A 16489-nucleotide genomic window follows, 5' to 3' on the forward strand; every position below is an offset into this window, starting at 1 on the left:
AAAGGATGATGTGTATATTAAACGATAAGTTCTTAGAAAATATACTCTTTAAAGAAATTTAGATGCGTTTGCCCTGTCAATACAACTATAATTGATTCAGAATTTGCTAATAGTTTTGACTTTACTTTGGGAAAAGCTCAAAATAAGATGATAAGATATGCCATGAGTAATACATTTGGTTTTGGAGGGCACATCGCATCTATTATTTTTAGAAAATTTGAAGTTTAGATTCATACGGCAGTAGAATTCAAGTAGTAATTATGATTAACCAAACTAGCTATACACTTATTAATAAACAGACTGGGAAACCTGTTTTTAAGTTATCCTATTTTGATGGGAACGACTGTTACAAAGAAATACAGAGAAGTAATTTTTTTAGCCTTATTTGGGTAAAGGAAGGAGAAGGGACTGTAAATTTTAATCTTACAGACTATAAGTTCGACAGAAATTCCTTATTCGCCTTTGCACCTTACCAGCCTTATTTTTTTACAACGACAAAGCCACTTAACGGAATTGCACTATTTTTTCATTTTGATTTTTTTTGCATTCACAAGCACCAAAAGGAATTAGAATTAAATGGAGTACTCTTCAATAATGTATTTGAAAAGCCTTTTGTTAGGGTAAATGATGTTTTAACAAACATGTTCGAGCATCTTAGTTCTCAAATTGAGACAGAAATGCAGAATGAGGCGCTTGCACAACATGAGTTATTAGTCTCTTATTTGAAGATTTTTTTGATTACTGCATCAAGATTAAAAGTTGAGCAGCAAGTCAAAAAAGTAATAGAACAAGATAAAAGTAAAGAGCCTTTCATTTTGCAGAAATTAAAAGATGCGATTGAAGAAAATTATAAAATAAAGCATTCACCAAGTCAATATGCTGAAATACTCTATATATCGCCAAAGGCACTTGCTAAAATTACAAAGTCACATTTTAATAAGACGCTTTCTAACCTTATAAGTGAACGAATAATTATTGAAGCGAAAAGGGAACTTTATCTAACTGATAAAACAATAAAGCAGATTGCATACGAGCTAGGATATGACGATGAGTTTTATTTTAGCCGTTTTTTTAAAGTTAATACCGATATATCTCCACAAGCATATCGGGAGACAGTAGGTTTTGCAAAAGGCTTGAATTAGAATATAAAGTAAGAAGCTAGAAGTGTTTTACCATGTAGCTGATAATTTTATTTTGGATGGCGCGGTTAAGCCTTTAAAGGTGTTCTAACTCTCTTTCAAGGCTTTTAAGCCTAATAAATTGTTCTTTAGGAACACGAACACCGTTATAATAGCACATGGCGGAGAATTTAGTCAATGGTCAATAGGCAATAAACGATAGTAAAACCGATGTGAGGGCAAATTACAGGAAAGAAAGGAAAGCAACAAAGGGGAAAGATTGCTTCGTTCCTCGTAATGACGGGTTAATAATCCCAACAGTTATAATATTTCATATCACCCACTATTTTTCGCTTTCTAGCCTTCATCTTGTGCCAGCAAATGCCTACTATTTTATAATCTAGAATAAGCTTGTAGAGTTCTTTCCATGAGCTATATTCTTTTAACATACCATCTGACTCCTCATAAGGTTTAGTTTGCTCTTTTGACAAGTAATAGGGTTTATCTACTATAATGGTGATTTGTACAACTATCATAAAGCCTAACATATATACCGTGCAAAGCTTGCCCCATTAACATCGGAATAAAAATTGAAGTATCAATTTGCATTTTGACTATAGCTTCTTTTACTGTACGCTCTAACAAGCATTTGTCCATAAGTTCAATATCTTTTGAATCACATTTTGGATATTGCGCTTTGATTTCACTTATTTGGATAAATGTCAATAATATAAGTATGGTGTACCTTAAAATTGTTCTCATGTGTATGACTTCTAAAATACGATTGTACGCTTTTTAATTACTGTAAACAAATATATTGAATAGTAAAAGATGGCTAGCACATGGGTAGCAAGGTAAAACAGCCTTGAGCCAAAAAGAGCCGAGCCTTGCGGTACACTTATCCGCAATGAGCAGAGCAGCGATAGCGTGCCGACTAACGCCACTGGCATATCATAGAAGTGGCGGCGTGCGCTACACTAGGTGGTAGCAAAGAGAGGCACGAAGTGCCGTTTGATAGCAACGTTTATCGCAAGTGTATGGCGTGTGTTTTTGTTAGATCCTTCGCAAGCTCAGGATGACAAGCTAAGCTGCGAGGCTATACAAGAACCATGACATACACGCAGCCTAGTGTAGCCGCAAGGCACGCAAAAATTATGGGCAGCAAGCATTTCAATATGCTTATTTATGTTGCATTACCAATCTTTGAAAACATATCAGATACATCAAAAACAGAATGCAGATTTTGGTTAGGAAAAAAATATAGTGAAAGAATTAGCAATAGACTTTCTGACCAAGAGAAAGATGATAAATACAAAGTTTTTGCAGAACAAAAGCAAAAAGAATTTGAAGAAACTGACTTTAAAAATTTCAAATATTTGGAAGTAATTGGTAACACTGAAGACCACGATGAATTTAATAAAGCAATTGCCAAATCAGAATCTGTTAAAGGGAATCAACAAATTGTTTTTGAAGCAAAAAATGAACCTTTTGAAAACAGGAATGGAAAGAAACTTGAATGGATTTTTGGCTCACTTGCAATTGGACTTTTTGCCTATTTTATTTTTCTATTATTTCCAAAGTTTCAAGAAAATCAATTACAAAACTTCAAAAGTGGCAAAGTTGAAAAGGATACAGACATTAAAGAAATGCTTGAATTCTTTATACCCAAAGAAGGGTTTTATATTACACCAATTTTGATAAATCTAAACTTACTTGTTTTCATTGCAATGGTAATTGCAGGGTTTGGTTTTGTTTCATTCAAAGGTGAAGACTTATTAAATTGGGGTGCTAATTTTAAACCTGTAACAACTAATGGACAATGGTGGCGACTTTTGACAAATACATTTATGCACGGTGGACTAATGCACATTTTAGCAAATATGTATGGACTTTTGTTTGTTGGTATTTTTCTTGAACCACTTTTAGGAAAGAAAAAATATTTACTCATTTATTTGACGACAGGAATTTTAGCAAGTGTTGCAAGTATTTGGTGGTATGATGCTACTGTAAGTGTTGGTGCATCAGGTGCAATCTTTGGACTTTATGGTTTCTTTTTAGCCACACTACTTTTAAAAGTTTTTCCAGCGGATTTTGGAAAAGCATTTTTGACAAGTACACTTGTTTTTGTTGGTTTCAATTTACTTATGGGTTTTACAGGTGGCATTGACAATGCTGCACACATTGGTGGACTTTTAAGTGGTTTTGTAATTGGACTTATAATGTCAAAGCAACTAAAACAACAAGTAGAAATTAATGCAGAAAGCGAAGAATAACGGCACACAACATTGGGTTTTGTGCAAGTTGGGCAGACGTAATAACAATGAGCATTTGTAATTCTATTTAGCTTTTGTTCGGGCAGGACAAGCAACATTCAAATTTAGTTCTTAACTTCAACTTTATATTTTCAATCAGCAGCGGTTCCGGGCAGACGGAATTCTATTTCCCAACCTGCACAAAGCCCTGCTCGTTGTGTGTCATGCCCAGACCGTCCACAATTGATATATCGGTTTGACACTTATTTTTATTTCTAATTTTTAAAATAATTTTTATGAACAAAATAAAATTCGTTCCATCTCACTATTGGGACAAAAAAACTATGACACTTGACTCTGCTACAACAGAAGAACAGTGGCAACAAGTTCAAGATGTTTGCAGTGACCTCAATAATAAGTATAAAATTGAGCAAGGTTGCAGATTTCACCCAGACAGAGAACAAGTAATTCAGCTTGGGCTTTTTAATAAATTTGTGGATATTCAAATCCAAAGGTCGGACACTTGTTGCTGCCATGATATAGTTGAAAAATTAATTAGTATTAGAAATACAGAACTACTTAGGTTAAACCCGAATTATTTTAAGAATACACCAGAGTAAGTTTAAATTTCGGTTCATTTTTAAACTCGTCTTTTGAAAGTATAGACATTTGAGGCAAGACAACATAAACTTTAAATTTATCGTTGTGTTTTTTTTCAAATTCTAATATTTTATTGTTAAAATCAATACTTAGTTCTTTTATTTCTAAATCAATTTGTTCATACATAATTTTATTGCCTGAACGACTATTGGTTAATTTTTGTTTGACAATTCGCAGCCGTTACAGGCGTAGTTAGCGGTTGAAAAACTTTAATAAAAATTTCGGTGGACAAATGGCACGAACACACAACATGGGGTTTTGTGCAAGCAGGGCTTGACGTTGTTATCTTCGGCTTTTAGCCCATCGGTGGGCTTTTGTTCGGGCTTGACATTATTAATTTAGCTTTTAATTGTTATCTTCAACATTAGTTTTTTAATCGGCATTTGTTCCAGCAGACGAGTTTCAAATTCCCTGCCTGCACAAAGCCATGTTCGTTGGTGGCAATTTTTGTGGACAGACAATACCTAAATATTTTAAAATAAATGAAACGTTGGACTTGCATATTATTGATTTCATTTCTCTCAACTTTCTCGTTTGGACAGACTGACACTTCAACAAAAACAACAATTGACAGTAACAGAAAAATTGAAAAAGTTGAAATAGTAAATAAATCCTTTGACGAACTTGTAAAATTTCAGACTGTAAAAAAGACTGACGAAAAATCAATATGGGACACACTAATTCCATTATTAATTGGAGCAGGTTTGACATTGCTCACTCAAATACTAATGGATTTTCAGAAAAATAAGAAGGAAAAGAAAACGGACATATTATTGACGAAATCAGAGTTAGAAAAACTAAAATATCTACTAAAAGACAATTACAGAGAGTTAGCTATGCACAAGGCTCATAAATACTATTGGTACGGACACTATTAATTTGAATCATCAAAGGAAAATCCAGACTTAAAAGAAGTGGACAAGTTTTATAACTATCATATGAATTCAAGCAGTAAAGTGAGAGATACGGAAACTAAAATTTCTGATAATTTTGCAGAATATTGCAAGCAAGTTTCTAAACTGCAACACTTGACAGAATTTAACGAGAAAGTAAAAACGCTTATCAAAGAATATCAAGATTTCAAACCCCCGAAACCCAAAGACCTTGTTGCACAACAACAAAACGACTTATATAAACTTGAACGAGAAGAAGAAGACCGACTATTTAGCGAATATCAAAACTACATTAGAATAATAGAAAACATAAACAGCGAACTGCAATAAAACTGCCACCAACATTGGGTTTTGTGCAAGTTGGGCAGACGGATTAAGCCTCAACTTTTGTTTTTCAATTTGGCTTCAGTTCCAGCAAGACGTTATAAATTTGGCTAATGAATAAAACATCAGCAATATTGCAATCATCAACTTCGGTTACGGGCAGACGGAATTCTATTTCCCAACCTGCACAAAGCCCTGTTCGTTGGGCGTTATGCTAACAGACCACTATCCTCAAACAAAATATGATTGCAGAATTTATTGGACAAGGCTTACATAAAGGTGACAATGAAACTTGTGGAAACTATTTATGTTCATCAATCAAATGTTCTCACTTTACTAAAATCACATTTTTTGTCGCGTTTGTTCGTTTAAAAGGGTTGCTTGAATTAAAGCCATTTATAAAACAAGCAATCCAAGAAAAAAGAAAATTCACTTTTTACGTTGGCATCAATGACTATATTACTTCCAAAGAAGCATTAGAGTTGTTATTAGAATTGGGTGTTGAGACTTATACTTACAATGCAGACTTATTTATCTTTCATCCAAAAGTTTACTTATTTGAAGGAGCTAAAAATAGAATAATAACAGGTTCATCAAACCTGACAAAAACTGGGCTTTTTTATAATGTGGAATGCTCTTTATTGTTGGATTTTAATAAAGAAGACAAACAAGGAATGAAAGTTCTAAATCAATTAAAGGACTATTTCAATCCATTGTTAGACTTTGAAGACTCAAATTTAGAGTTTGTAACTAATGATTATATTAATGAACTTTTTGAAAAAGGAATTATTCCAACAGAAAAATTTGAAGATAATGGGCTTGACTTTGAAAACAAAAAGGCAAAGAAAATCGCTATACCTGAAATTGGGGAATTGGGGAATATTGAAGTTGTTGAAGATAAACCAAGAAAGAAATACGCCAATAATTTTTTGACAATTGATGATGCATATTTAGATAAATGGGATTCAATGTTTTTAAGGATGAAAGCCTACATTGAAAAATATAAAACAAGCACGGTAAAACGTGATTATACTGACCACACTTTATATGCTTGGTATCAAAAGCAAAAAAGAATTTATAATCATCCCGAAATTCAAATGCCAAAGGAGCACATTGAAAAACTAACATCAATCAATTTTTATTTTGGAGATGGACATAAATTAAGAGAAGAAGAAATCGTTAACGAGTGGATTGAGTTATTGAAAGACGCAATTGCAAACAATGAAAGGATAATACAAAATCAAGGTTACGAATACAAAGGTAAAAAGCTTGGAACTTGGCTTATAGGAATATCACAAGCAAACAAAAAAGGTAATAAGCTAGACGTCAGAAAACGTATTGAAGAAGCAGGATTTGATTACTCAAAAACAAGTAGAACTGTTGAGTTTGTAATTTCACGACTTATAGCAGACTTGTATAAGGCTGAAAATCCCAACAAACTTGATTGGAGAACTCGTTTTTTCAAACACATCAAAAAGAAAGAAAAATTAGACGAGAATACAATAAAAGAGATTGAATTTGTTTGGGAGTTTCATTTTAATGAAAAACCTGTTTGGGGCAAAATACATTCTGGAACTGTTGACAGAACAGAAGAATGGAAGGCATATAGAAGAAGTGAAGGACAATGGTTTCCAATAGTTTTAAATAATGGAGAACCTATAAAATTGTATCATTGGGTTAAAAGGAAAAAAGAAAGCCAAAGACAAATGAACAGAATTAAAAACAAGTTTAACGAACAAGAACTTTCAGAACTCAAAAATTTAGGCTTCCCAGTTTGACAGAAAAGAAGCACAAACGCCCAACAAAAGGTTTGGCAATATTGGGGCTTGACCGAACTCAGCATCAACATTTGTAATTCTATTTTCCTTTCGTCACTGGCTCGACAGAACGCTTTTGAACATTTGTAATCGCAATCAACAACAGTAACTATATTTGGCTTCAGTTCAGGCGTGACGAAACGCAGTTGCCCCAACATCGCCAAGCCCTGAACGTTGGCTGTTATTTTAGACAGACCCTAAAATGAAAAAATTACTTTTACTTTTCTTTTCAGTTTTTTTATTGACAAATTGTTATAGTCAGCAAGACACTAAACAATTTACTAATGACAATTCAATATTTGAAAAAACTGAAATTATTTGCGACACGGTTTTTAAAAACAAGAAATATAAATTCATATTGACATCTTTTGACTCAACAAGTAATGACCCAGACAAACCAAATACTTTCTTTACATTTCAAGCATTGAAAAACGGCAAATATGAAACTGTTTTTGCAGACACAATTTACTGCGAAAGACAAGGAATTGAATTTAATGTTTTTACACCTAATAATTTAAAATCAGTCCTTGTACAAAACAATGAGGACATAAGAAACAACTGGACTTATTATTTGTACTTGATTGACACAACTCACGACAAACTGAAAAAAGTAAAAGGGTTTGAAGAAATTAAAAACCCCAATTATTTAAAGAAATACAACCTAATTGACAATTACGTTATTTCAGGTAAAGCTTGGACAAGTTTTTACAAAATTCAAAAAAACACTGTTAAACACTTTGACGTTGTTGTGTATGACAACCATACTGAAAATAGTAGTTATGACAAAGACTATAAAAAAGCACTTAATTCAATATTGAAAAAGACAAAAAACAACAGCCAACATTAGGTTTGGCATTATTGGGGCTTGACGAATATTGTCTCAACATTTGTTCTTTATTGTGCTTCACTTCGGGCTCGACGTTATAAATTTGGCTTATGAATAAAACATCAGCAATATTGCAATTATTGGGCTTCGGTTATGGGCAGTCGGAATGCTAATTCCCCAACAAACGCCAAGCCTTTTTCGTTGGCTGTAACCTTTTTGGACACAGCATTAAATTCGTAGGTTGACTTAAATCATACGTTTTATTTCTTGACACAACATAACAATCAAAGTAATCTTTTATGACATTTGACTTAAACACAGCTAAAAAAGTAATTGCTCATTATTCTTATCTTATTGGACAAGACATAAGTGACAAATTTCCAGAACATAAAATTCATCACATAGTTATTGCCCCATACGACACAAATCAATTTACAGCTTTCATAGGGTCGTTTAATCAAAATGAAAATAACGAAGCATCACTATTAGCATCTAGTTTTGACAAATCAAAAGTAAAAGTCATAGTTATTCATCACGACAAATGGCGTGGAGACATTTTACACTACGACATTGACAAGTTTCTTACTGAAAGACAGATTGATAAAGTTTATCTTAATACTGATTTTTCAGCAACCCCAAATCAATAGAAAACCCAATGACAAATTTACTATCCAGCTTTGACGGCACTACAATAAGACCATTCGGCGACACAAAATACTTTTCTCTTAATTCACTAACTTGTTTTGTGACGCTTAATTTCAAATCGTCTAACTCTTTTTGTAATTCACTTAGTTCTAACATAAAGGCTACAGCCAACAAAAGGTTTTGCGTCATGGCGGCTTGACGGAAGTACAATCAGCTTTAAATCGCTATTCAACTGTATATCCATCAGAAGGAACGCTTTTGGGCTTTTAATTTTAATATTTAACATTTGTATTTTTATTTAACTTTAGTTTCTCGGCTTGACGTTAATAAAACCGCCACGAACGCAAAGCCTTGAACGTTAGGTGCAATTTTTCCGAATCTCTCTAACTTGACAAGCAACTCAAAATTTGACTACCTTTACAAACAAAATTATAGGACTTCTTGAAAGTTGAACAAAACATACAAAGATTAAAATATTTGCTGTCGTTGCTGAAAATGTCAGTAGATGAACTATTGCCTATAATTAGCGTAGGACTAAAAACGCCTATCACTAAAGAACAAATTTTTGCTACAAATATTGAAATTGGACATTTAAAGCGAATAGACAAGCTTTTCAATAAAGGTATTCATTACTATTTAGACCCAAAATCACCAGACATTTCAAAAGATGCAAGTATCTTTTTTAGAAAAAATAAGTTTGACGTTGACTTGAATTTGGGAGCAAGAAAAATAGTAAATCACTTTGAAGAGTTTAAAATTTCACTTTCAGCTATTGCAGAACTCTCAGACATTAAGTTTGAAAGACAATTACCTATCTATAAAATTTCAAATAGCCCTAAAAATGTAGCAAGTGAAATTAGGCAGCTTATTGCACCTGAATTTAAAGACAAATCAAAAGAATATCTAACTGAACTAATAAACAAATTAGCTGAGAAGAATATTTTAGTTTTTGAGTTTGTAGAAACTTGGAATAAAAAAGACAAAGCTAACATTGATGGATTTTTTCTCAAACCCAATGTTATTGTATTAAAAAGATACCAAATTTCATTTAAAAGAGAAATTTTTACCCTTGCACACGAATTAGGTCATTATTTATTAGACGAAGAAGAAATTGATAAAATTGAATACGATGATTTAGCTAATCAAAATTTATCAAAAATTGAAAATTGGTGTAATGACTTTGCCTATTACTTTTTGAGTGGGGAATTTGAGAAAACAATTGAATCTATTGACAATTCAAATGCTCAAAATGACTATAATATTGATTTAGTAAAGAGCATATCAGATAAAACACATTTAAGCAGAATTGCTATTTTCACCAAATTATTACTCTTAAATAAAATCAGCCCTGCCAACTATAAAAAGGTAAGAAATGAATTTGAAGAAGAATTTAGAATTGCACAAGAGAAAATAAATAAGCAAAGAGAACTTGACAAGCAAAATGGAATTAACACAGGCGGCTCTACACCAATTCCAATAAAATCACCTTTGTTGGTTTCAACTATTCAGACAGCATTTTATGAAGGAGTAATTAATGAGTATGAATTTTGCAAAAAACTAAATATTAAACCCGAAAAGATAGACAGTTTCCTATATGAAAGTAGTAATTGATACCAGCTCATTATTGTCGTTGGTTCGTTACTACTTACCATTTGACAAACAGAAAATATTGTTTGAAATTATAAAAGTAAAAATAGCTAATGGCGAAATTTTGGTTATTGACAAAATAATTGATGAATGTGAATATACTTCCAAAGGAATTGTATTAGAAACACTTTCTTTCCTTACTGACAAAGACTTTAATAAAACACATAAACTTCCACTTAACACAGAGTTTATTCTTCCACCAGCACCTGCCAAATTTTACAGAATGGTAGACAACAATTTTGTTGTTGCTGTGCAAAGAAAAAGATTGAACGAAATGCAGTACGATTCACAAAAGAATGATTTTATGAACTCTGCTGATATGAAAATGATTTTAACGAGTTTAAAGCTGAAAAGCGAAAACCCAATAGAAGAAATTTATCTTGTAACAGAAGAAACCGAAGCAAGTAACGACAATAAAGTATTTAAGAAAATTCCTGCAATTTGCTCACAGTTAGACTTGCAAACAATAAACATTCAACAACTCATTGACAAATTGGACGGCATCGAAATTGAAATCAAATAAAACTGCACCTAACATTGGGTTTTGTGCAAGTTGGGCAGACGGAATAACAATGAACGTTTGTAATTCTGTTCAGCTTTGGTTCGGGCAGGACGTACATCGCTGAACTTTTGTTCTTAACTTCAACTTTATATTTTCAATCAGCAGCGGTTCCGGGCAGACGGAATTCTATTTCCCAACCTGCTCAAAGCCCTGCTCGTTGGCAGTAATGCTATGACAGACATCAATTTCTAATATTAATCTATGGAAGCAAAGACAGAAATAAAATATATATTCACTAACATAAATGACTTGCTTAAGTTTGGAGAAGCTAAACACGGTGGACTTGTTGTTTTTAATAGTGCACTTGTGATTGGAATTATATCAAGTTATAGCACATTAACTCACGTAACAATTAAACCAGTACTTTTAATTGGCATTGTTTGTTTTGGAATTTCTGTTTTCTTGAGCATCATTTCCCAATTCCCTGTAACTAAAAATATTTTTTTCAACAAGAAAGACCTTGCTAATACTAACATTTACTTCTATGGACATTTAGCACATTTAGACATTGACCAATTTATTACAAGTTATAAACAAACTGACACAAACTTTAACCCAAACCAATTTGACAAAGATTTAATCAATCAAATACTTGTTAATTCAAGAATAACAAGAACAAAATTTATTCTTTTCAAATTTGCAAGTTATATTACTGCATTAGGTTTTGGAATTATTGGTTTATCAACATTAATAAAGATAATATGCCCATAATTGATGATATTAAAAACAAAGTTGACGGCTACTTTAATGATAAATATGAGGTAGAGGAAACCACAATTATTCCAACCACAGATTATTCAAAGCTGACATTTGGGAATAAAGGATTAACTGCTGACTTAACTTTTCTTTTTATAGATATTAGAAAATCAAGTCAACTTCACGATACTTATGGATACATAGACGCTGCGAAGATTTATCAGAGTTTTCACGATATTAATGTACGAATAATAAATAGTAGAGATGGTCAAGTAAGAGCCTTCGATGGAGATAGAATTATGGGAGTTTTTTCAGGTGGCAGAAAAAACAATAATGCTGTTGAGGCTGCTTTAAATATTCGCTGGGCAATCGCTAATATTTTAAATGTAAAGTTTAAACCAAACTATGCAATCAATATTGGAATTGGTATTGACACTGGTAAAACTTTAATCACAAAAGTTGGTAAAGGGCGTGATGTAAGCAATAATGATTTAGTTTGGGTTGGTAAAGCCTGCAATTATGCTTCTCATTTTTGCAATGAGTCTGAAAATAAAATTTATATAAGCCCCACAGTTTTTAATCATTTAGAAGATAAGAACAAAATCAGTGAGAGTAAACCCATATGGGAAAACATCAACATGACTTTGAAAAATAAAACTTTAGTTTCTTGTTACAGAACTAATTATTGGTGGAGTGCTTTTAATTGACAAAAGAAGCACATACTGCCAACATTAGGTTTGGCATTATTGGGGCTTGACGAATATTGCTTCAGCATTTGTTCTTTATTGTGCTTCAGTTCGGGCTTGACGTTATAAATTTAGCTTATGAATAAAATATCAGCAATATTGCAATCATTGTGCTTCAGTTATGGGCAGACGGAATTCTAATTCCCCAACAAACGCCAAGCCTTTTTCGTTGGCTGAGATTTTAAACGACACACCATTATGACAGCAGTAATAGGAATATTAAACAAAAACAGTATGACAATGGCTGCGGACAGTGCAGTTACTGTTACAGGCGGAAATAGTAAGAAGATTTATAACACCGCAAATAAAATTTTTGGCAATGATATACTTGTTTACACTTGATGGTTTAAAAAATAAGCAGGTGTAAAATCCTGCTTATTTAATTACTCAACATCTTTTTTTGGTGGTGGGACGCTTAGTAAGCCTTTAAGTTGTTGGTCAAAATTTGTAGGATTTTGCGTTGTCACATCTTCTTTCTTAGCTAAATTATCTATTTCATCTAAATCTGTAAATGGGATTTCTCTTTGACCATATTTGTCATTTATATGCCTAATAAATTGCCTTTTGGTTTCTGATATAGATGCTAATGTTTCTACTGTGTAGATAACCTTTTTTAATGCTTCTCTACCTACATCTGGTGTCAAAGATTGATGCAACCTATATTTATATCCACCGCTTTTAGCTTTAGGTGTTTTTTCTTTCAATTTTTCTAAGACAAAAGTTCCTTTTGGTAAATTCTGATAAATAAATCTATTGGTTATATACCCGATAAACTTCGGCTTTCTTTTTATATTTTTTTCAGTAAATGGAATATCCCATAATCTAAAAATTTCCTTGTAAAAGCTAAGGTGAAAGGCTTGTTGCCATTGCAATATTTCGTCAGAAATGAACTCTTTAAAAATTACTTGCAATTCTTTTTTCTCTCTATCATATTGGTATCCTGTTGCTTCATCAATCAAAGCAATTAATCCCACTTTAGCAAATGACCTAACTAATATTTCACATTGTTGGGCAATAACCTCTTGCCTTGCTGAAAGTTTTATTTTTTTTCTAGCTTCTAAAAAGCCATCGCATATATCTATCAATACGGTTGCTTCAAATCCATTAATAATAGTTTTACCAAAATGGCATTCTAATGGTTCAAAGTGGCCCACCTCTCGACCCTTGTAAATAAAGGGTTCTAGCGTTTTTTGGTTCAAATATCTATTCAATCGTGACCCACTAGTTAATTTGCCATCTTCATCGTCAACCATCTTTAAAATCGACTGCATACCACGACCAGAAATAACCCTTGTGCCATCTTCTAAAACATAGCATGGCAGTTCAAAATTCCCTATATTTATAGAACCATCGTATTTTACTATATTTTTCATTTTATTAAATTTTGGTAAGTTAATCTTGTATTAGTAATGCTAGAAAGTATAAAATCAAATCTTACTTGTGTATTAAAATTACGTGTATTGAAACGAAAAGAAAATTCGTCAACATAGCTTTGCAAATGCCCTTTGCTTACCCAATGGTAAATGCCATCAATCCCACGTTTTAAATGCGACCAAAAGTTTTCAATACCGTTAGTGTGAGCCATTTGGTTTACGTATTCCTTTGCACCGTGATTAACTCTTAAATGAGTGTAATCGTTTTTCAAATCTTTGTATGCGGTATATTCATCAGTCATTATAACGGTATCTTGTTCTACTGTTTCGTAAATGATTGGCAAAATGGTTTCTTTGTTTCTATTTGGAACAACTTTAGCAATAACATTACCGTCTCTTTCAATCATTCCTAAAACTGGTTGTTTTTCGTGAAGTGTACCACCGTTTTCATTTTTATTTTTCTTATTAGCGTGCTTGTTACTTGCAGCACCACCAACAAAATTTTCATCAATTTCTACAACATTTCCTAATGTATCTTTAAAATTAGGGTGGTCAAAAGCATAACGTAATCGGTGCAATAAAAACCAAGCTGATTTTTGAGTAACTGAAATATCTTTAGCTAATTGATGAGATGAAATACCTTTTTTGTGAGAAGAAAAAACATAAAGAGCTAAAAACCATTTTTGTAGTGGTATCTTAGTATTATCGAAAATTGTGTTAGTTCTTACGTTAAAGTATTTGCCTGTTGACTTGCATTTGTATTTGTTACCTGCACATTTATAAACCTTAGAAGTTTCATCAAATGGCGAGGTAATACCTTCGCTCCAACGCAATCTTTCTAAGTGGTCAATGCAAAATTGTTCAGTAGGGAATGCTTTAAGTAAATCGAAAATGCTTTTAAATTCTGGTAACATATATTTCTATTGTGGTGTAAAGATATGCTTATTATTTTAACATAAAAATTTATTTGGTGTAAAATTGTATATTATTGCCAAATTTTTACTTTATCAAAGTATCATCCCATCGGAATAATGATATACAGTTCTTCAACTTTTATGGAGACACCATGGGAAATAATAATAAAGCTCTACAGAAAGGAGCTGACAGATAAACATTTCGACAAAGTTGAACATTACAAGGATGACTTTCTAAGATATTTAAAAGCAAATGACTATTTCACAAATCCAACTGCACAACTTTCAGAATTGAAAAGCTTTGCTTATTGGCATTTGGGTGCACTAAAAGATAGAGTTGCTAAGAAACTTGATGGCACTAAATCAGAAGCAGAAATATTAGCTGATTTTAATAGTTTCACTAAAGCGGACTTAGAGGAAATTTTAGCAACTTATAATGATGGTGATGAAACCTTATCAGATTTTGCAGACTATACACTTGAGCAGTTTAATGCTTATTCGGACGCTGCTATTTCAGAAGTTAGCGATGTTGTTTTTGATGGCATTGTTTTAAATGGAGACATAAGACCATTGATTAATGACTTGTATTGGAGATACTTTAAATCGTTGAACTTTTTAGGTAGAGAAACAGGGTTAGTATTTGGCGGATTTGGAGAAAAACAAATTTACCCATCAGTAACAGCAATCAGAATTTCAGAAGTTATTGACAACCGACTTAGATACAAAGCTGACCTTTCAGATGAAATTTCTGATTCAAATAATGGTTCAATACTACCATATGCACAAACAGACGTAATTAACATGTTTATTAAAGGAATTGACCCAGACATTGAGTCAACATATGTTTCAGCGATAGAAAAAACATTAGCAAAGTATAATACCACGGTAGCTGACATTATTGGAGCAGCCAATCAACCTCTATCCGATGCAATAAGAAACAATGACAATTCAGCTTTACTAAAGGAGCTTATTGATGAAATTAGTAGAATAAAACAGGATACACAGATAAGTCCAACGGTAGATACCGTAGCAATACTATCAAAAGAAGACCTTGCAGAAATGGCTGAAAGCTTAATTTATTTGACATATCTAAAGAGAAGAATATCTTCGTCTGAGGAAAGTGTCGGAGGTCCGATAGATGTTGCAATAATCAGTAAAGGGGATGGATTTATTTGGAAAAAAAGAAAGCATTATTTCAACGAAGATTTGAATAAACAGTTTATGTCTAACTATTTTAATAAATGATTATGCTTAAAGAGCTTATAAAAAAACAGGAAAATAAGTCATTAGCAAAATTTGCTAAAAAGACAACTGATTATGGGAGACATAATAAAGTTTCGCCTGAAAAATATGCAGACGACATTTCTGACCGAATGATTAAAGCTCTAAAGAAAAACCTCAGCCAACATGGGGTTTGCCAAAATACGGGCTGACGGAAGTTATCTTCGGCTTTTTGTAATTCTATTGTACTTCATATCGGGCTGGACATTTTCTATTTAGCTTTTTGTTGTTAACTTCAACTTCAGTTTTTCAATCATCATCAGTTCCGGGCTGACGGAATACTAATTCCCGTACTTCGGCAAGCCCTGTCCGTTAGCGGCAAGCAAAAACAGACACACCCTAAGAGTAAGAGATGAAAGTAGCATATCATTTTAAATGTGGAGACATTCAAGGAAGATACGATAGTGTCTTTTACAAACTCATTTTCAATAACCTTCTAAGGTTGAACGAGCCTTTTATTTCTTCTAAAATTCTAATTGGAGACCTTTTAATTTATGACTACTTACGACAAGGCAATAATCCAAGTGATTTCTTAAATTACTTATTTCAAGTTAAAGGTGATATTTGGAGACGCATTGTCACAGACAAAGTAAAATATTTTATTGAGGACACTGCATTTGTAATTTGCTTTGAAACAATACCAAAAGAACTTGCTACTACAGGGCAAACGCATCTAAATTTCTTTAAAGAGTATATTTTCTAAGAACTTATCGTTTAATATACACATCATCCTTT

The 16489-nt window shown here is 32.6% G+C and carries 19 protein-coding genes; 16 read left to right on the forward strand and 3 right to left on the reverse strand.

Translation table 11 applies throughout. The features are described from left to right. The first annotated feature begins 260 nt into the window (after positions 1-260). Positions 261-1142, forward strand: a complete 882-nt coding sequence (locus tag ACT9TX_RS17550; RefSeq protein WP_481340245.1) for a helix-turn-helix domain-containing protein — start codon at positions 261-263, stop codon at positions 1140-1142. Between the two features lie 281 nt (positions 1143-1423). On the opposite strand, the gene ACT9TX_RS17555 is transcribed toward ACT9TX_RS17550, so the two are convergent. After that, a complete protein-coding gene (locus ACT9TX_RS17555; RefSeq protein WP_481340247.1) occupies positions 1424-1654 on the reverse strand; it encodes a hypothetical protein in 231 nt (76 codons plus the stop codon). A 573-nt stretch (positions 1655-2227) separates the two neighbouring features. Here ACT9TX_RS17555 and ACT9TX_RS17560 point away from each other — a divergent pair. The 12 genes from ACT9TX_RS17560 (at position 2228) to ACT9TX_RS17615 (ending at position 12528) form a co-directional block, all read left to right on the forward strand. Further along, positions 2228-3391, forward strand: coding sequence for a rhomboid family intramembrane serine protease (locus ACT9TX_RS17560; RefSeq protein WP_481340249.1), 1164 nt, complete (start codon positions 2228-2230; stop codon positions 3389-3391). Between the two features lie 275 nt (positions 3392-3666). Next, the gene (locus ACT9TX_RS17565) at positions 3667-3990 is read left to right on the forward strand and encodes a hypothetical protein (RefSeq protein WP_481340251.1); all 324 of its coding nucleotides are present in this window, start codon (positions 3667-3669) and stop codon (positions 3988-3990) included. Positions 3991-4512: 522 nt separating this feature from the next. Next, positions 4513-4908, forward strand: coding sequence for a hypothetical protein (locus tag ACT9TX_RS17570; protein WP_481340253.1), 396 nt, complete (start codon positions 4513-4515; stop codon positions 4906-4908). Between the two features lie 60 nt (positions 4909-4968). Continuing rightward, positions 4969-5253 carry a hypothetical protein gene (locus ACT9TX_RS17575; protein ID WP_481340255.1) on the forward strand — a complete coding sequence of 95 codons (285 nt, stop codon included), beginning with the start codon at positions 4969-4971 and terminating at the stop codon, positions 5251-5253. Between the two features lie 236 nt (positions 5254-5489). Further along, positions 5490-7025 (forward strand): phospholipase D-like domain-containing protein, encoded by a 1536-nt coding sequence (locus tag ACT9TX_RS17580; RefSeq protein WP_481340257.1) that lies wholly within the window; start codon positions 5490-5492, stop codon positions 7023-7025. Positions 7026-7266: 241 nt separating this feature from the next. Beyond that, the gene (locus ACT9TX_RS17585; protein ID WP_481340259.1) at positions 7267-7911 is read left to right on the forward strand and encodes a hypothetical protein; all 645 of its coding nucleotides are present in this window, start codon (positions 7267-7269) and stop codon (positions 7909-7911) included. A gap of 278 nt (positions 7912-8189) precedes the next feature. Then, positions 8190-8537: a hypothetical protein gene (locus ACT9TX_RS17590; protein WP_481340261.1), complete on the forward strand. Its 348-nt coding sequence runs from the start codon at positions 8190-8192 to the stop codon at positions 8535-8537. A 439-nt stretch (positions 8538-8976) separates the two neighbouring features. Next, positions 8977-10146 (forward strand): ImmA/IrrE family metallo-endopeptidase, encoded by a 1170-nt coding sequence (locus ACT9TX_RS17595; protein ID WP_481340263.1) that lies wholly within the window; start codon positions 8977-8979, stop codon positions 10144-10146. Then, on the forward strand, positions 10130-10705 hold the full coding sequence (locus tag ACT9TX_RS17600; RefSeq protein ID WP_481340265.1) for a DUF4411 family protein: 576 nt from the start codon (positions 10130-10132) through the stop codon (positions 10703-10705). Before ACT9TX_RS17595 ends, ACT9TX_RS17600 begins: the two co-directional genes overlap by 17 nt. Positions 10706-10945: 240 nt before the next feature. Continuing rightward, positions 10946-11455 carry a Pycsar system effector family protein gene (locus ACT9TX_RS17605; RefSeq protein WP_481340267.1) on the forward strand — a complete coding sequence of 170 codons (510 nt, stop codon included), beginning with the start codon at positions 10946-10948 and terminating at the stop codon, positions 11453-11455. After that, complete coding sequence (locus ACT9TX_RS17610) at positions 11446-12147, forward strand: adenylate/guanylate cyclase domain-containing protein (RefSeq protein ID WP_481340269.1); 702 nt, start codon at positions 11446-11448, stop codon at positions 12145-12147. The genes ACT9TX_RS17605 and ACT9TX_RS17610 overlap by 10 nt, the downstream gene beginning before the upstream one ends. A 237-nt stretch (positions 12148-12384) precedes the next feature. Then, positions 12385-12528 (forward strand): hypothetical protein, encoded by a 144-nt coding sequence (locus ACT9TX_RS17615; RefSeq protein WP_481340271.1) that lies wholly within the window; start codon positions 12385-12387, stop codon positions 12526-12528. Positions 12529-12569: 41 nt separating this feature from the next. Here the strand turns inward: ACT9TX_RS17615 and ACT9TX_RS17620 are convergent, their stop codons facing one another. Then, complete coding sequence (locus tag ACT9TX_RS17620) at positions 12570-13559, reverse strand: P63C domain-containing protein (protein ID WP_481340273.1); 990 nt, start codon at positions 13557-13559, stop codon at positions 12570-12572. Next, the gene (locus ACT9TX_RS17625; RefSeq protein WP_481340275.1) at positions 13556-14473 is read right to left on the reverse strand and encodes an IS1595 family transposase; all 918 of its coding nucleotides are present in this window, start codon (positions 14471-14473) and stop codon (positions 13556-13558) included. The genes ACT9TX_RS17620 and ACT9TX_RS17625 overlap by 4 nt, the downstream gene beginning before the upstream one ends. A 141-nt stretch (positions 14474-14614) precedes the next feature. Between ACT9TX_RS17625 and ACT9TX_RS17630 the strand changes: the two genes are divergently transcribed. From ACT9TX_RS17630 to ACT9TX_RS17640, 3 genes are all read left to right on the forward strand, one after another. Then, positions 14615-15718 carry a hypothetical protein gene (locus ACT9TX_RS17630; protein ID WP_481340277.1) on the forward strand — a complete coding sequence of 368 codons (1104 nt, stop codon included), beginning with the start codon at positions 14615-14617 and terminating at the stop codon, positions 15716-15718. A gap of 2 nt (positions 15719-15720) precedes the next feature. After that, positions 15721-15906 carry a hypothetical protein gene (locus ACT9TX_RS17635; protein ID WP_481340279.1) on the forward strand — a complete coding sequence of 62 codons (186 nt, stop codon included), beginning with the start codon at positions 15721-15723 and terminating at the stop codon, positions 15904-15906. A 200-nt stretch (positions 15907-16106) separates the two neighbouring features. Continuing rightward, complete coding sequence (locus tag ACT9TX_RS17640) at positions 16107-16457, forward strand: hypothetical protein (RefSeq protein WP_481340281.1); 351 nt, start codon at positions 16107-16109, stop codon at positions 16455-16457. The last annotated feature ends 32 nt before the right edge of the window (positions 16458-16489 follow it).

Source organism: Parasediminibacterium sp. HNIBRBA5674 (assembly GCF_056745525.1).